13 protein-coding genes are annotated in these 15,389 nt (G+C 61.9%); 12 read left to right on the plus strand and 1 reads right to left on the minus strand.

Features of this window, described 5'->3' with window-relative positions; all coding sequences use genetic code 11:
- Positions 1 to 630: 630 nt before the first annotated feature.
- The 11 genes from ACYVIA_RS07645 (at position 631) to ACYVIA_RS07695 (ending at position 13,759) form a co-directional block, all read left to right on the plus strand.
- Positions 631 to 2,700, plus strand: coding sequence for a primosomal protein N' (locus tag ACYVIA_RS07645; protein WP_460839496.1), 2,070 nt, complete (start codon positions 631 to 633; stop codon positions 2,698 to 2,700).
- A 151-nt stretch (positions 2,701 to 2,851) separates the two neighbouring features.
- On the plus strand, positions 2,852 to 3,241 hold the full coding sequence (locus ACYVIA_RS07650) for a DUF2946 family protein (RefSeq protein ID WP_460839497.1): 390 nt from the start codon (positions 2,852 to 2,854) through the stop codon (positions 3,239 to 3,241).
- 142 nt (positions 3,242 to 3,383) lie between these two features.
- Positions 3,384 to 5,450: a TonB-dependent copper receptor gene (locus ACYVIA_RS07655; RefSeq protein WP_460839498.1), complete on the plus strand. Its 2,067-nt coding sequence runs from the start codon at positions 3,384 to 3,386 to the stop codon at positions 5,448 to 5,450.
- A 206-nt stretch (positions 5,451 to 5,656) separates the two neighbouring features.
- Positions 5,657 to 6,622 (plus strand): reverse transcriptase domain-containing protein, encoded by a 966-nt coding sequence (locus ACYVIA_RS07660; RefSeq protein WP_460839500.1) that lies wholly within the window; start codon positions 5,657 to 5,659, stop codon positions 6,620 to 6,622.
- Between the two features lie 294 nt (positions 6,623 to 6,916).
- On the plus strand, positions 6,917 to 7,336 hold the full coding sequence (locus ACYVIA_RS07665; protein WP_460839502.1) for a hypothetical protein: 420 nt from the start codon (positions 6,917 to 6,919) through the stop codon (positions 7,334 to 7,336).
- Positions 7,337 to 7,381: 45 nt separating this feature from the next.
- Entirely contained in the window at positions 7,382 to 7,819 is a 438-nt protein-coding gene (locus ACYVIA_RS07670; RefSeq protein WP_460839503.1) for a VOC family protein, read from the plus strand.
- Between the two features lie 54 nt (positions 7,820 to 7,873).
- Positions 7,874 to 8,656, plus strand: coding sequence for a hypothetical protein (locus tag ACYVIA_RS07675; RefSeq protein WP_460839505.1), 783 nt, complete (start codon positions 7,874 to 7,876; stop codon positions 8,654 to 8,656).
- Positions 8,657 to 8,916: 260 nt separating this feature from the next.
- Positions 8,917 to 9,849: an alpha/beta hydrolase gene (locus tag ACYVIA_RS07680; RefSeq protein ID WP_460839507.1), complete on the plus strand. Its 933-nt coding sequence runs from the start codon at positions 8,917 to 8,919 to the stop codon at positions 9,847 to 9,849.
- Between the two features lie 61 nt (positions 9,850 to 9,910).
- Entirely contained in the window at positions 9,911 to 10,582 is a 672-nt protein-coding gene (locus ACYVIA_RS07685; RefSeq protein ID WP_460839509.1) for a glutathione S-transferase family protein, read from the plus strand.
- A gap of 376 nt (positions 10,583 to 10,958) precedes the next feature.
- Complete coding sequence (locus tag ACYVIA_RS07690) at positions 10,959 to 13,013, plus strand: VTT domain-containing protein (protein WP_460839728.1); 2,055 nt, start codon at positions 10,959 to 10,961, stop codon at positions 13,011 to 13,013.
- A complete protein-coding gene (locus tag ACYVIA_RS07695) occupies positions 13,013 to 13,759 on the plus strand; it encodes an endonuclease/exonuclease/phosphatase family protein (RefSeq protein WP_460839512.1) in 747 nt (248 codons plus the stop codon). Before ACYVIA_RS07690 ends, ACYVIA_RS07695 begins: the two co-directional genes overlap by 1 nt.
- Positions 13,760 to 13,911: 152 nt before the next feature.
- Here the strand turns inward: ACYVIA_RS07695 and ACYVIA_RS07700 are convergent, their stop codons facing one another.
- On the minus strand, positions 13,912 to 14,511 hold the full coding sequence (locus tag ACYVIA_RS07700) for a hypothetical protein (protein WP_460839514.1): 600 nt from the start codon (positions 14,509 to 14,511) through the stop codon (positions 13,912 to 13,914).
- Positions 14,512 to 14,728: 217 nt separating this feature from the next.
- On the opposite strand from ACYVIA_RS07700, the gene ACYVIA_RS07705 reads away from it, so the two are divergent.
- Positions 14,729 to 15,364 (plus strand): YsnF/AvaK domain-containing protein, encoded by a 636-nt coding sequence (locus ACYVIA_RS07705; RefSeq protein WP_460839515.1) that lies wholly within the window; start codon positions 14,729 to 14,731, stop codon positions 15,362 to 15,364.
- The last annotated feature ends 25 nt before the right edge of the window (positions 15,365 to 15,389 follow it).

Below are 15,389 nucleotides of genomic sequence, written 5' to 3' on the forward strand. Positions count from 1 at the left end.
AAGTCGTTGATTTTAAAGGGTCAAAAAACTGCTTTTCAATTTGGCAGTTTGTCGGAAGCCGCATGAAATCAGGGCTTTTACCGTGTCAAGAGGTGCTTGTCCACAAAGTTATCCACAGACTTTGTGGATAGGTAAAAAAGCACTTACAAATCGGGCATTTAGATCGAATTATTAAGAAATACATTAAGTTTGACATCTTGCATTGCAGGACATTTCTTGATCGACCGGCGCTTGACATTTGCTGCGATGTCAATGCATTCATTTCCATCTCTCAGCTGCTTGACAGAAAGTCAAGCGTTTGATCAAAAAATGGCTGAGTAGAAGGAACCATTTTTGATCCGCTACCCCAACTTATTCACAAAATCAAGTCGGATGGCAACTTGTGCAAAGCAGCAGATTTAGAGGAAAAAAATTTTTCCGAGCAACACTTCTAAAATATAAGCCATTGATTTAGAAGGAAAAGTTTTTTGCTTTTCTAAGCAGCAATTTGTTGAAAGCCGCATGGCGCTTGGGGTTTCTGCCTGTCAAGCGGTATTTCTCCACAAAGTTATCCACAGCTACTGTGGATAGCGAAAAAACTTCTTATGAATCGCGGCCTTAGCCAACTTTTTCAAGCATCACCTTAAGTTCTTGACATCCCGTTACCTGAAACTTGCACTCGATACGCCTCTTGACACCTGTTTCGACTATCGCTGGACGGACGGGGGAAACACGGCGCAAGAAGCGGCTGATCACGCTGTTAGTAATAATGAGCCGCAACCCGGCCAACTCGCGCTCGTACCATTCGGGCGCAGGGAAGTCATTGGGGTCATTGTCGGCGTCAGCGACCGTACCGATGTGCCCGCCGACAAGCTGAAGGATGTCATCGCTGTTCGGAGCCAGCTTGCACCGCTGTCGGACAAGTGGCTGGCGCTGTGCGCGTTCGCCGCAGACTACTACCAACGTCCGCTAGGCGAAGTGACTGTGCCTGCACTGCCCAAGAACCTGCGTGGGGAAAAAACGGTCGCACTCGAGCGAGCAATGAAGAAGCTCGCAAAGACCGACTTCACGCACGACGCCACACCGGCCGATGCGCCGACCCTGAACGCGGCACAGCGCCAGGCCGCGGATGCGATCGCTTCTGCCCAGGGGTTTGCGCCCACGCTGCTGTATGGCGTCACCGGCAGCGGGAAAACCGAAGTGTACCTGCAGGCTGCGGCACAGATTCTTGCGCAGGCGGACGCACGGCAGGAGAGGGCGCAGGTACTGATCCTGGTCCCCGAAATCAACCTCACGCCTCAGCTCGAAGGCAACATCCGTGCACGTTTTCCCGGCGTGGCACTGGCGACGCTGCACAGCGGCCTCGCGGAAGGCGAACGGCTGACAAACTGGCTCGCTGCCCACCTCGGCCATGCACGCATTATCCTCGGCACGCGCCTGGCGATCCTCGCATCGTTGCCGCACCTGAAGCTCATCATCATCGATGAGGAACACGATCCGTCCTACAAGCAGCAGGAAGGCTTGCGCTACTCGGCACGTGATCTCGCCGTATGGCGTGCGCGCCAGCTCGCGATCCCCATCGTGCTCGGCTCCGCGACACCTTCGCTCGAGACCTGGCAACACGCGCAGTCGGGACGCTACAAGAAGCTCGAGCTGCGCGAGCGCGCATCGAAGGATGCGGTGCTGCCGAAGGTGCGCCTGATCGACATGGAGCGCGACAAGCCGGCCGAAGGGATCACATCCACCCTGGTGTCGGCCATCAAGCGACGGCTCGCCTGCGGCGAACAGTCGCTGCTGTTCCTCAACCGGCGCGGCTATGCACCGGTGCTGGCCTGCGATGCCTGCGGCTGGATCAGCAATTGCCCGCGCTGCACCGCGTTCATGGTGCTGCACAAACCGGAGCACCGGCTGCGCTGCCACCACTGCAGCCTTGAAATGCGCATCCCGAGGTCCTGCCCGACCTGCGGCAACATCGACCTGCAGCCGCTGGGACGCGGCACGCAGCGCGTCGAGGAGGGCCTGCAGAACATCTTCCCGCAGGCGCGCATCAAGCGCATCGATGCCGACTCCACGCGACTGAAGGGCAGTGCGCAAGCGGCGTTCGATGCAGTGCACCGCGGCGACGTCGACATCCTGATCGGCACGCAGATGGTCGCCAAGGGCCACGACTTCCGTAACCTGACGCTGGTGGGCGTGCTCAATCCCGATACGGCGCTGTTCTCGCACGACTATCGCGCCAGCGAACGATTGTTTGCGCAGCTGATGCAGGTCGCCGGACGGGCCGGACGCGCTGGGCAGAAGGAGGGCGGCAATCCCAGCGAAGTGTGGATCCAGACACGTTATCCGCAGCACCCGCTGTACGCGGCGGTCATGGCGCACGACTACGACCGCTTCGCCGGTGAACTGCTGGAAGAGCGCCAGCAGGCGGGCATGCCGCCTTTCCTGTACCAGGCGCTGCTGCGTGCGGAAGCGCGCGAGCTGCAGATCGCCATCGACTTCCTGAAGCAGGCAAGCCAATGCCTGGACTCCCCCGGCATCACGATTAACGAACCGATCCCGATGACAATGACGCGCGTGGCAAATGTCGATCGCGCACAGCTGCTGGTCGAGTCGTCATCCAGGCCGGCGCTGCAGGCATTCCTGAAGGCGTGGATGGCGGAACTGCGGGCGATGAAGACGCGGGCGAAGTGGTCGCTGGAAGTCGATCCGGTGGACATCTGAGCATAGGTAGACCACGATCTCCGCGGCAGGCTGAACGTACCGCTGAAGTGGGCGCATACCCACCGTTGCCCGCGACCTCCGCTGCGCCCCGCCCGTCTCGGCAGACATTTCTTGATTGTAGGAAACCAAGTTGGAAATGTAGAATGGTCGAATGTTTCGCCGGATAAAATTCCAGATGCCGATTGCCTGGGCCGTGCTGTTCGCGGTCCTGTTCAATATCGCGCTGCCGACGCTGGCAGCGATCCAGGCGAACACGAGCGACACACCCTTCGTTACGGAGATCTGTACCGCCACCGGTACGAAAAAAGTCGTTGTATCCGGTGCATCGACGTCACCGGCCGACCCGACGAACCTGCTGCATGAAGGGCATTGCCAGCTTTGCCCTTCCGGCGTGGCTGCCAGCCCGGTTCCGGCAACAGCCATCGTGCTGCCGCTGGCATTCCAGCCGCCGCATCAATGGGCTCCGCTACCGCCCACACCCGTCAGCCAGCGTAACGGCTGTCCTCCTCCGCCTTCGCACGCACCTCCCGCTTTTTCCTGACCCGGCCCGTTGCGTCTGCAAGCCTGCCGCCAGCCTGTCCGGCTGCCTGCTCTTGCGTCGCCATTAACGACATGCGCGCATCGCCCTGCGGTGCGTGCCGGCGCCGACCGCATGGTGCGGCGCCTGCCCAACCAGGAAAAAAATGAAACGCCTTACCCTCACTCCCATCGCGTATGCGGCCAGCGCGCTGCTGCACGCCGCGTTTGCCCAAACCGTCCAGCCCGCTCCGGAGCAGCTCGCGCCGGACCAGCTTAAGCGTCTGCCCGACGTCGTCGTCACCGCCCCCCGGATGGAGGCACCGCTGACCGTGAGCACCGACCCGAAAGCGCCGCGCCAGCCAGTGCCCGCGCATGACGGCGCAGACTATCTCAAGACCATTCCCGGCTTTACCATGATCCGCAAGGGGGGAACGGACGGTGATCCTGTCCTGCGCGGCATGGCAGGCTCGCGCCTGAACATCCTGCTCGACGGCCAGCATATCCTCGGCGGCTGCGGCATGCGCATGGATCCACCGACCGCCTATGTCTTTCCCGAAATGTACGACAGCATCACGGTGCGCAAAGGGCCGCAGACGGTGCTGTACGGTCCGGTCGGTTCTGCCGGCACCGTGCTGTTCGAACGCAAAAACAGGCGCTTTGCCGAGCCAGCCGTCAAGTTCAATGGCAGCCTGACGGTCGGCAGCGCCGAGCGCTATGACGGCGTGGCCGATGTCACCTACGGCAACCCCAACCTCTATCTAGACGCCGTTGCCACCCACGCGCAATCGGACGACTACGAGGATGGCGACGGGCGCGAGGTGCACTCCCGCTACAAGCGCTGGAGCGGCAGCGCCGCGCTGGGCCTGACGCCGGACGACAACACGCTGCTGGAGCTGTCGATGATGCGCAGCGACGGTGAGGCCGCGTATGCGGACCGCGCGATGGACGGCGCGAAGTTCGCGCGCGAAAACGTCGGCTTCAAGTTCAGCAAGCGCAATGTCTCGCCGCTGGTCGAGAAGCTCGAAGCGCAGCTCTACCACAACACCATCGATCACGTGATGGACAACTTCAGCCTGCGCACCGCGACAGGCATGCGCATGCTGAACAATCCCGATCGCACGACAGCCGGCGGTCGCGCGGCTGCGACGATGCGGCTCGCCGACACCAGTACGCTCATCGTCGGCACCGATCTGGAGAAAAACGACCACACCCTGCGCAATGGCTTGAACTACCAGAGCCTTCCGCGTGTCGAGGATGCCAATTTCCGCAATGCCGGCGTATTCGGCGAACTCACGCACATGCTGAGCGATAGCGACCTGGTCGTTGCCGGCCTGCGCGCGGACCGCTGGCGTGCCGAGGACCCGCGTTCCTCGGTGCGGGTCACCACCACGACCGGCATGGCGGCGAATGTCGCCAACCCGACGGCTGGTGAAACGCGCAAGGAAACGCTGACCAGCGGCTTTGCGCGCTACGAGCGTGAACTCGGCACGACACCCGTCACTGTCTTTGCCGGACTGGGCCATAGCGAGCGCTTCCCGGACTACTGGGAAATGATCGCGAAGGAAAGCGCGACCAGCGCCAGCGCGTTCCATACCAAACCCGAAAAAACCAGCCAGCTGGACGTCGGCGCGATCTGGCAGAGCGACGCGCTGCATGTTTCCGTCTCCGGCTTCTACAACAAAATCGACGACTTCATCCTGATCCAGTCGATGGTGGCCAAGACGGGGCCGAACCGTAACGCCACCATCGCGCGCAACATCGACGCCACCACCTGGGGCGGAGAAATCGGGGTCGCCTACGCCCTCAATGCGAACTGGAAGGTGGACGGCTCGCTGGCCTATGTGCGCGGTGACAACGACACCGACGACACGGCGCTGGCGCAACTGCCGCCGCTGGAAACCCGCTTCGGTCTGAGCTACGACGACAGCACCTGGTCGGCCGGCGCACTCTTGCGCGTGGTGGCGGAGCAGGACCGGTTCGACACCAACAAGGGCAATGTTGTCGGGCAGGACATCGGCCGCACCGCCGGCTTCTCCGTGTTCTCCATCAACGGAGGATGGAAGCCCAAGAAAGGCGTGCAGCTCACCGCCGGCATCGACAACCTTTTCGACAAGACCTATGCAGAACACCTGAGCCGCAGCGGCGCGATGGTTGCGGGATACACCCGCACCACCCGCGTCAATGAGCCGGGCCGAACGCTCTGGCTGAAAGCACAGCTTGCGCTGGACTGATGTGCCTGAGACGTGCCCGGGCGGTCGCAACATCGCACAGGCGGGCTAATGCAGAAGATCCATTGTGAAAGGTCAACGCGATGCAAAGAACTGGAACAACAGCTTTTGAAGCAAGCCGGCTGCGGCCGGACCTACGGAGTTGCAACCGTGCCCCGCGCCGGGATGCAACATGGGCCTGGGTGGAGGAGAGCATCTGGACGGGGCGCATGCTGGCAGCGCTCGGCAACGGCCGTACACGGGCAAGATGGTACAGCCTGATCGACAAGGTCTACCGCGGCGCCACCCTGCGCGCCGCATGGCAACAGCTGAGGGGCAACCTGGTCAGTACAGACAGTCAAGGCGTGGCGGCATTCGATGCACACGCCGATACCAATCTCACCGAGCTGGAAGACGCGCTGCGCAGCGGCCGCTATCAGCCACCAGCCACCGAAGCCCTGGATATTCCGGGAATCAAGGACCGGATTGCACAGACAGCGCTGAAGATGGCCATCGAGCCGATCTTCGAAGCGATGTTTCTCAATACGAGTTACGGATATCGTCCGACGCGCGGCGCCAGCGAAGCCTTGCGCGATGCGGAGCGGATGTTCAGGGAAGGGCGGACACATGTGGCAGATCTCGACCTGACCAGCGCAGTTGCGCATCTGCCGCATGAGCAGGTCATCGAGCGCGTGCAGGAACGGATCAGCGACAGGCGTGTGCTGGCGCTGATCGACGCCTGGCTCCGCCAGGGCATCATGGCACGGCTGGCGAACGTGACGAATCCGGCGACCGCCGGCCAGCAGCATGGCGCAGTGCTTGCCCCGCTGCTGGCCAACGTGGTCCTGCATCCGCTCGATGTGCGGATGAAGGCGCGTGGTTGCCGGATGGTGCGTCATGCGGGCCACATGCTCATCCTGTGTAGGACCGCACAGGACGCACAGCATGCGCTGCGCGACGTGCATGCCTGGGCGGGGGAGCATGGGCTGGCCCTCGGTTCGGACAGCGCGCTTGTCCGGGACTGCCGGCGCGACGGGGAGGGCTTCCACTTCCTTGGGCAACAGTTTGCAGCGGGGATGGCACGGCTGCCCGTTCAGAACAGGCTCCTGCCTACCCATCCTTTTTTCGAGGGGGCGGATTTGTTCTGGCAGGCAAGGCTGCTTGCACAAGAAAAAGCGATGGCCCTGAACAGTTAGCGCATCTTTCCAGACCGTGGGCGCCTCGCCAGGCAGACGGATTCATCTGTTCCGATGTGCCGCCCCATGCCACGCGGGCAAACCGCTCGCGTGGCGGGTCCGCCTTCCGCACATGCCAACCGCCGGCTGCAATTTGCCGGCGCATCGACCGGAGGCGTCTATCCGTCGCCATCCGTGATCGCCAGTAACGTTGTCGTCTTGTTCACAACGATTCGACGAGATAGACTGCGTGACGGTTCATGGCAGTGCAACCGCATTCGCCATCGACCGCGTCCATTTCCCACGCAAGAAAACATGTTCCTGCTCCTTCTGCTCGTCACGTTTGCAATCGCCGCGGCGGTTTCCATTGCCGTCGCGCGGGCCTTCAACAAGCCGCTCGACAGCATCCTCAAACGCATCATCGCAGACGAGATCAGCACCGCATGGCTCAAGTACATGAAGTTCGCGACCCTGGTCGTTGGCATTTCGGCGGGTGTGCGCATCCATGAACTGGAAAAGTACATCACGCCGCAGCAGCGCTGGCAGAAGGATGCGCAGATCATCGAGCTCACGGCCGAGCGCTGGGTGCTGGAGATCTACCGCACCGTGATCGAAACGCTGCAAGGCATTGCCTGGATGCTGCTGGTGTTCTTCGTGTTCGCACTGATCGCGTATGTCGTCGTGCGCATTGCGGAAATGAAGCGTGCACAGTCGGTCGATCCATCCAGACAATAGCGGCCGGCACGTCGCCGGCTTGCCAACACTGACCAAGGAGGGCACATGATCGAAGTTGCCGGGTTCGACCACATCTACATCACAGTGTCTGACATGGCACGCGCGGAAGCCTTCTATGACCGCGTGATGCAAGTGCTCGGTTTTCGCAAGAACAGTTTCACCATTGGCGGCGATCCGCATATCCAGTACTTCAACCGCCATTTCGGCTTTGTGATCCGGCCCGCGCGCTCTGCCGCCCCGCACGACTCCTATGCACCGGGGCTGCATCATCTCTGCCTGCGCGTGGATTCCGTCGATGACGTGGTGCAGGCCGCAACGGCATTGCGCGCCGCTGGTATCGATGCCAGCGAGGCGAGGCTTTACAAAGAGTACGCGCCCGACTACTGGGCGACCTTCTTTTCTGATCCCGATAGCATTCGCCTTGAGATCACGAATTATCGACAGGAACGCCGTGACCGGCATGATCAGTGGGATCGCGCCTGACGCCATCCGTCATATGTCAGCGAACTCGCCTGCAAAGCGAAGAATGGGGAACCCATGACCGAACATCGCCTGCGCGTTCAGGAAATCCAGCGGACCCGATTAAAGCTGGAGCGAGACGGCTTTCCGCGTGTGCAGATGTTTTTGTTAGTGATGCTCACTGGTGCAGCGGGGTTCCTCGCGTCTTACCTGATGCTGCAGGCTGGCGTGCACCAGATGTGGCTGCGCTATCTCGGCGCAGTTTGCATCGCATACCTGGTTTTCCTTCTGCTGCTGTGGCTTTGGCTGCGCACCAGCGCGGAGGACTATGTCGACCTTTCCAATCTCGTGCCCAGCGGACCCGATTCAGGACAATGTCGTGCCACACGCGGCACGACGGAAACGCGCAGTGCGGACGATGTCCCGTTCAAGGGCAAGGGCGGTGAAGCCGACGGCGGTGGCGCCAGCGGCTGGTTCGATACGCAGGGCGATATGCCGATTGCGGACGACACATCCAATGTGGTGGGTGACGCGCTGGGTGCGGCAGCAGAAGCCGAAGAACTGGCGATTCCGCTCGTTGTCCTCGTGCTGGTTGGTGCGGCGCTGTTTTCCTCGTTGCTGGTGGTGTACTCCGCGCCGTTGCTGTTTGCCGAATTGCTGGTCGACGGCGTGCTGGCTACGAGCCTTTACAAGCGGCTGCGACGCATCGAACGGCGCCATTGGCTGCAGACGGCACTACGTCGCACGATGCTGCCGTTTGCGCTCACAGCAATGTTTGCCGCAGCGTCCGGATTTGCGATGGCACTGTATGCGCCAAATGCGGTGTCGATTGGCGGCGTATTCCATCCCCTTGCGTGGTGACGGGCACCTTGTTTCCGCCTCAACACCAGGCAGGTCGCCACGGACGGTGTGCGTATTTCTTCTCTTCACTTTGCCGTTTGATGTGCCTCAAGCGCGAATCACTCCGTTACACCATGGTGCCAGGCGCTACCTTCCGATACAAAACTGCCATTGAGTTCAACAGGTCGGCCGCGCTACGCTTGGCTGTATACGGCACTGGCCGGCTTTCATCGTAGGGGGATGCCATGCAGCACCGACAACACCGCAAGACTCTTCGTTCCATGCTTACTGTGTTTATCGCAATGGCATCGCTTGCCGTTTCCGGTGCGGCGGAGGCCGGCCCATTGCGGGAGCGCCTTGCCCAGGCTCGGCATGCAGCGGCACAAGCCGACGATGTCGGCATCGACGGCCAGGAGGAGAGTGCAGGAGATGCAGCACTGGCGCCCGATTTACAGGTGGTGCGTGATGTCGCGTATGGCGCAGACAATGAACAGCGCTTCGACGTGTATCTGCCCCGCACAGCGCAAGGACAAAACGCTCCCTTGATCCTCATGGTGCATGGCGGCGGCTGGCACCGCGGCGATAAGGCAATGAAATCGGTGGTCGAAAACAAGGCGAATTATTGGGTCGGCAAGGGATACATATTCATCTCGACCAACTACCGCCTTTTGCCGAAGGCGGCCCCCCTGGAGCAGGCGGAAGATGTGGCGCGCGCACTCGCCGTGGCACAGCGTCGCGCCACCTCCTGGGGAGGAGATCTGTCGCGATTCATCCTGATGGGACACTCGGCTGGGGCGCATTTGGTTGCGCTGCTGGCATCCGAACCGGAAAAGGCCCAGCGGCTCGGTGCACAAGCGTGGCTCGGCACGGTCATGCTCGACAGCGCCGCGCTCGATGTGGTGAAAGTGATGGAGCAACCGCATGCGAAGCTGTTCGACAATGCGTTCGGCAGTGACCCGCAGTACTGGCGTCGCGCATCCCCGTTTCACCAGCTCCGTGCCGGTGCTGCGCCGATGCTGATGGTGTGCTCGACGCAGCGACCGGCAGCCTGCCCGCAGGCGGATCAATTCGCCGCTCGCGCTGCCACGCTCGGCATCCGTGCGCACGTGTCCCGGCAGGACTTGTCGCACCGCGAAATCAACATGCTCCTCGGCGAGCCGGGCCGTTATACCGCTGCCGTGGACGCATTCATCCGCAGCATCCTGCCACGCTGAAGGTTTTCTGCAGCCGTGGGAGAATGGCGGCTTTCCATTTTGATATGACTGAAAACCGCCCATGATCATCGTCCATCATCTGAACAATTCGCGCTCGCAGCGCGTGCTCTGGCTGCTGGAAGAGCTCGGCCTCGACTATGAGGTGAAGCGCTACGAGCGCGACCCGAAGACCATGCTCGCTCCGGAGTCGCTGCGCAAAGTGCATCCACTCGGCAAATCGCCGGTGATCACCGATGGCGACCTGACCATTGCCGAATCAGGCGCCATCATCGAATACCTGGTGGAGCGCTACGGCAGGGACCGGCTAGCCCCGCAACCCGGCACACCGGAACGCCTGCGCTATACCTACTGGCTGCATTTCGCCGAAGGCAGCGCGATGCCGCCGTTGCTGATGAAGCTGGTGTTCGACCGCATCGAGAGCGGCCCGATGCCGTTCTTCGTCAAGCCGGTCGCCAAAGCCATCGCCGGCAAGGTGAAGAGTTCCTTCATCGCGCCTAATATCAAGCGCAACCTCGATTACATGGAGGCGGAGCTCGGCCAGCATGCCTGGTTTGCGGGCGACGCGTTCAGTGCAGCCGATATCCAGATGAGTTTTCCGCTGGAAGCAGCGGCGGCGCGCGGCGGGCTGGACGCGTCGTATCCGAAGCTCAAGCAGTTCCTTGAGCGCATCCACCAGCGCCCGGCTTACCAGCGTGCACTGGAGCGTGGCGGCAAGTACGATCTTTTGCGCTAACAGGCCGTTGAAAAACTACCGCGCAAGCCGGCCTCAGGGATTGCGGTGCTCTGCGTACTCACGTACGCGTGCGCTCCTCATCCCCGATCTCGGCTCGCTCGCGACGTTTTTCAGCAGCCTGCAAAGGCAATGTGTCGGCGACTTGCCGCTGCCACCTCACGAGCGTCTCGCCTACGTTTGGACCGTTGAACTAGTGCAACTGCCTTGCACCAGAAACTAACCCGGTAGCCACGCGTCGAATAGGAATTGCTGCATTTCTTTTCGACACGTGAGCGCACCACTACCAGAACAACATTCCGAGCTCCTTCCTGCATCCACCGGCCTGTTGCAGCCCGGGCGCAACTGTTGGCGCATCGAGCATGCCCACCGTTTTGCCATGCTGGTGGATGCCGACGTCTATTTCCGGGCGGTACGTGCGGCGATTCGCAACGCGCGCCACAGCGTCTTCATCCTGAGCTGGGACATCGACAGCCGTACGCGCCTCGTGCCCGAGGGCGCCAATGACGGCTATCCGGAGCCGCTGGGCGATTTCCTGCACGAAGTCGTCAAGTCGCGGCACGGCCTGCGCGCCTATGTGCTGAATTGGGACTTCGCGATGCTCTACGCACTCGAGCGCGAGTGGTTGCCGGTCTATAAGCTGGATTGGCGCACGCATCGGCGTCTCGCTTTCCGCATGGATGCGAAGCATCCGATCGGCGGGTCGCACCATCAGAAAGTCGTGGTGGTGGACGACTGTGTCGCCTTTGTCGGCGGCCTCGACCTGACCAAGGCGCGCTGGGACACGCCGGCACATGCGGCCAACGAACCGCTGCGCTGCGACAGCGAGGGCAAGCCGCATGCGCCGTTCCACGATGTGCAGGCGATGGTGGACGGGCCCGCTGCGCGCGCGCTCGGCGAACTGGCAAGGGCGCGCTGGAAGCGTGCCACGTCGCAAGCGCCGGCGGCATTGTGCAACACCACGCACGACCCGTGGCCGGAGGATGTCGTGCCCGACCTGACCGACGTCGACATTGCAATTTCGCGCACCGAACCGGTCTTTAACGGCAACCCCGGCGTGCATGAAGTGCGGCAACTGCATCTCGATGCCATTGCCGCCGCGCGCAACCATCTCTTCTTCGAGAACCAGTACTTCACCTCAGGGATGATCGCCGATGCACTTTCGGTGCGTCTGGATGAGCCCGACGGGCCTGAAGTGGCGATCATTTCGCCCAGGACGCAAAGCGGCTGGCTGGAAGAGGCAACGATGGGGGTGCTGCGTGCCCGCGTGCACCGCCGGCTGAAGGCGGCCGACCGGTACGGCCGCTACCGGATGTATTGCCCGCATCTTCCCGGCCTCAACGGCCATTGCCTGAACGTGCACAGCAAGGTGTTTGCGGTTGATGACGAATTGTTCTCCGTGGGCTCGGCCAACCTGTCCAGCCGCTCGATGGCGCTCGACACGGAATGCAACATCACCATCGAGGCGTGCGGCGACGAGCGCATCCGCGCTGCAATTGCGCGTTTGCGCAGTCGGCTGCTGGCAGAGCATCTTGGCACCGAGCCGCATATCGTCGATGCCGAAGTCCGCCGTTGCGACAGCCTGCACCAGGCGGTTGCAGCATTGCGGCAACCGGACCGGTATCTGGAGGTGATGGAGCCGGTCACCACGCCGGAGCTGGATGCACTGATTCCGGAGCAGGCCTTGTTCGACCCGGAGACGCCGATCGATCCGGATGAGCTGGTCAACCAGTTCGTGCCGAGCGACGCGCGCAAGCCGATGCCGCGCCGGCTGATCGGCCTTGGCATGCTGGCCGTCGCGTTGGCATTGCTCGCTGTCGCATGGCGCTGGACGCCGTTGCGCGAGTGGATCAACCTGCCGGCACTGATCGGGTTTGCAGAAAACCTGGATGCATTGCCGTTTACGCCGGTGGCTGTCGTGTTGAGCTACATGGTGGCAGGTTTACTTATGGTGCCGGTGACCTTGCTGATTGCCGTGACCGGCATCGTCTTCGGGCCGGCGCAGGGGACCCTGTTTGCGATGGGCGGCGCGTTGCTCAGTGCATCCGCCAGCTATGGCCTCGGGCACTGGCTGGGCAAGGAAACCGTGCAGCGCATGCTCGGTCCGCGCATCAGCAGATTGTCCAAACGTATTGCCAAGCGCGGCATTCTTGCGATGGTGGTGGTCCGCCTGCTGCCGATTGCGCCATTTACCGTGGTGAATGTGGTGGCCGGTGCATCGCATATCCGGTTTCGCGATTACCTCGTCGGTACGGCGCTCGGCATGTTGCCGGGTATCGTGATGACGGTTACTTTCGTGCATCACCTTGCCGAGGCAGTGCGCAACCCGAGCGTGGGCACGGTGGCGGTGCTGGCAATCGTCGCGGCACTGGTCATCGGGCTGGCCATCGGTTTGCAGCGGCTCCTGCGGCCCAAAGAGGACACTCCGGCGTAATGAATGATGTCATCGCACCCAACTCGTCCCTGCTCACCAGCGATCAGCCCGACCTCGATCCCTGGCCGCTGACGATTGCCACCTACAACATCCATGGCGCCGTCGGCTGCGACGGCAAGTTTTCGCCGGGACGGGTGGCCGACGTGCTGCGCGAGATGTCAGCCGACATCATCGCCTTGCAGGAAGTGCCGCTGGGCGGCACCAAGACGCCGAATGTACTGGCGCAGCTGCAGGAAGCGACGGGATTCGTTGCGGCGGAAGGCCCTGCCTGTGTCCGTCCTGAACGGCGCTACGGCAATGCGGTGCTGAGCCGCTATCCGATCGTGTCGATGCGTACCATCGACCTGTCATTCGGCAGCCGTGAACCGCGCGGCGCGCTCGATGCCGATGTCGACTGCCACGGCCATCTGCTGCGTGTCGTCGCGACCCATCTCGGACTGCGCCCGGCAGAGCGGCGCGACCAGATCCGGCGCCTGCTGCAGGTTTTCGATACCGAAGAAATGCCGGTGATCCTGCTCGGCGATATCAATGAATGGTTCGTCTGGGGCCGCTCTCTGCGCTGGCTGGTCGACCATTTCCAGGCGGTGCCGGCGCCGCGCACGTTTCCGTCGCGGCGTCCGCTGTTTGCGCTCGACCGGATCTGGATCCGGCCGCGGCACCGGCTTGTGCATGTCGAGGTGCATGCGACGAAGCTTGCGCGCATCGCATCGGATCATCTGCCATTAATTGCGCATATTGACGGTTAGAGCATTCTTCTCCTAACCGTACGCGCCTCGCCGGCCGCAACCAGTCTCGAGCCTGCGATGCTCGCCTTATCTCATGTATGGCTGCGCTTCTCGGACTCGGCGTCCACGCCGACCGTGCCTCGCACACAGTCAGGCTAAATCGAGGGCAGTGCTCACACGCGCCGTGCGGGCGCGGGCGCCTGCGGCAGGTCCGGCGGCGGTTGTAGCAACACCGGCGTGGACAGCGGATCGAAGTCCGTCCAGTCGCCATCCTGGATGGTTCCGTCCGCGCGTTCGATGTCGTCTGCGCCGAGCGAGCGCAAGAGCTGGATGGCGTGATCCTCGTTATCGTGGTCGCTGACCGAGACGGCGAGCATCATTCCCGATTTACGCAGCGGAGTCGCATTGTCTGCATCTTCACCGTGTTCGCCGGTTTCACCGCGCTCCTTCATCTCCGACAGGCTTCCAACGAGGCCGCCAACATGGGCGCCGAGCAGGGCGCCGGTCACGGTACCTACCGGCCCGAGGAACGAAGTTGCCGCAGCGCCGACCACTGCGCCGGTGGCCCCGCCTTTCACAATACCTTTACCGGAAGCATGTGCACCCTGCGACTCGGCATGGTCGCCGCCGATGGGATAGGCATCGTGCTGCCCGGCAGGATTGACAAAGAACGAAGCAATGCATTCGCGCGCAAACCCGGCACGCACCAGTTCCTCGGTTGCTTCCTCTACAGATTCCTGCTGCTGAAACCGGCCTGCAATAATCGTACTCACTGCTGCCTCCATGACGAAAAGATGGTTATGAGTAAGAGCCTGAGGCAGTCCAAATAGTTCGTGCGCGTTCGCCATGTAATCTTTTCCCCATGGCGGTAAAAACGGGCAAGGGAGGCAGTCACGCGGCCTGTCACACGGTGCCGGCGCTTCCGCACTGCGCTTCAGGCGTGCTAATTGCATGCCGCCCCATCCTTTGATCCGAATGGAGCGGTTCGCCATGGCGCATGCTACTGAAGGCTCCAATGATGCAGGCCGCCTGGTAGGCGCGCGGGTCGTCGATGCACAAGGACACCAGGCCAGTGTCGTATCGATCCAGCAGATACCGGATGAGCCTGATGCCCATGCCTGGGTACGGCTTGATGATGGCGCGCAGGTGCTCGTTCCTGTGGGCTTGCTGGCACCTGATGCGGAGGGCGCCTATCGCCTGCCTTTCTCCATCGATTCTTCCACGGTTCAGCGCCCGGTGCAGATGACTTTTCCAGTGATGGAAGAGGAGCTGCAGGTGGGCAAGCGCACTGTTGATACCGGCCGTGGCGTACGCATCCACAAGACCGTCTCGGAACGTCAGCAGGTCGTGGACGAGCCGCTGCTGCGTGAGGAGCTCGTGGTGGAGCATGTCCCCGTCGGGCGCGTGGTAGCCGACACCGACCCGCCGCAGACGCGCTATGAGGGCAATACCTTGGTCGTGCCGGTGCTCGAGGAAGTGCTGGTGGTGCAGAAGCAGTTGCTGTTGAAGGAAGAACTCCGCATTACTCGTCAGCAGCACCGCGAAGCAACGCCACGCACCGTCTCACTGCGCGCAGAAGAAGTGACCTTGGAACGTTTCGATGAAGGAAAGGATCGGCAGGCATGACTTATGCGTTCGCCGTACCGCTCTA

The organism is Noviherbaspirillum agri (assembly GCF_054780595.1).

Bases quoted from the DNA above. Each gene is read 5' to 3' on its own strand.
- ACYVIA_RS07655 (WP_460839498.1), top strand. From the start codon at position 3,384: ATGAAACGCCTTACCCTCACTCCCATCGCGTATGCGGCCAGCGCGCTG.
- ACYVIA_RS07650 (WP_460839497.1), top strand. From the start codon at position 2,852: ATGTTTCGCCGGATAAAATTCCAGATGCCGATTGCCTGGGCCGTGCTG.
- ACYVIA_RS07670 (WP_460839503.1), top strand. From the start codon at position 7,382: ATGATCGAAGTTGCCGGGTTCGACCACATCTACATCACAGTGTCTGAC.
- ACYVIA_RS07685 (WP_460839509.1), top strand. From the start codon at position 9,911: ATGATCATCGTCCATCATCTGAACAATTCGCGCTCGCAGCGCGTGCTC.
- ACYVIA_RS07695 (WP_460839512.1), top strand. From the start codon at position 13,013: ATGAATGATGTCATCGCACCCAACTCGTCCCTGCTCACCAGCGATCAG.
- ACYVIA_RS07675 (WP_460839505.1), top strand. From the start codon at position 7,874: ATGACCGAACATCGCCTGCGCGTTCAGGAAATCCAGCGGACCCGATTA.
- ACYVIA_RS07660 (WP_460839500.1), top strand. From the start codon at position 5,657: ATGCTGGCAGCGCTCGGCAACGGCCGTACACGGGCAAGATGGTACAGC.
- ACYVIA_RS07705 (WP_460839515.1), top strand. From the start codon at position 14,729: ATGGCGCATGCTACTGAAGGCTCCAATGATGCAGGCCGCCTGGTAGGC.
- ACYVIA_RS07680 (WP_460839507.1), top strand. From the start codon at position 8,917: ATGCTTACTGTGTTTATCGCAATGGCATCGCTTGCCGTTTCCGGTGCG.
- ACYVIA_RS07690 (WP_460839728.1), top strand. From the start codon at position 10,959: ATGCTGGTGGATGCCGACGTCTATTTCCGGGCGGTACGTGCGGCGATT.
- ACYVIA_RS07665 (WP_460839502.1), top strand. From the start codon at position 6,917: ATGTTCCTGCTCCTTCTGCTCGTCACGTTTGCAATCGCCGCGGCGGTT.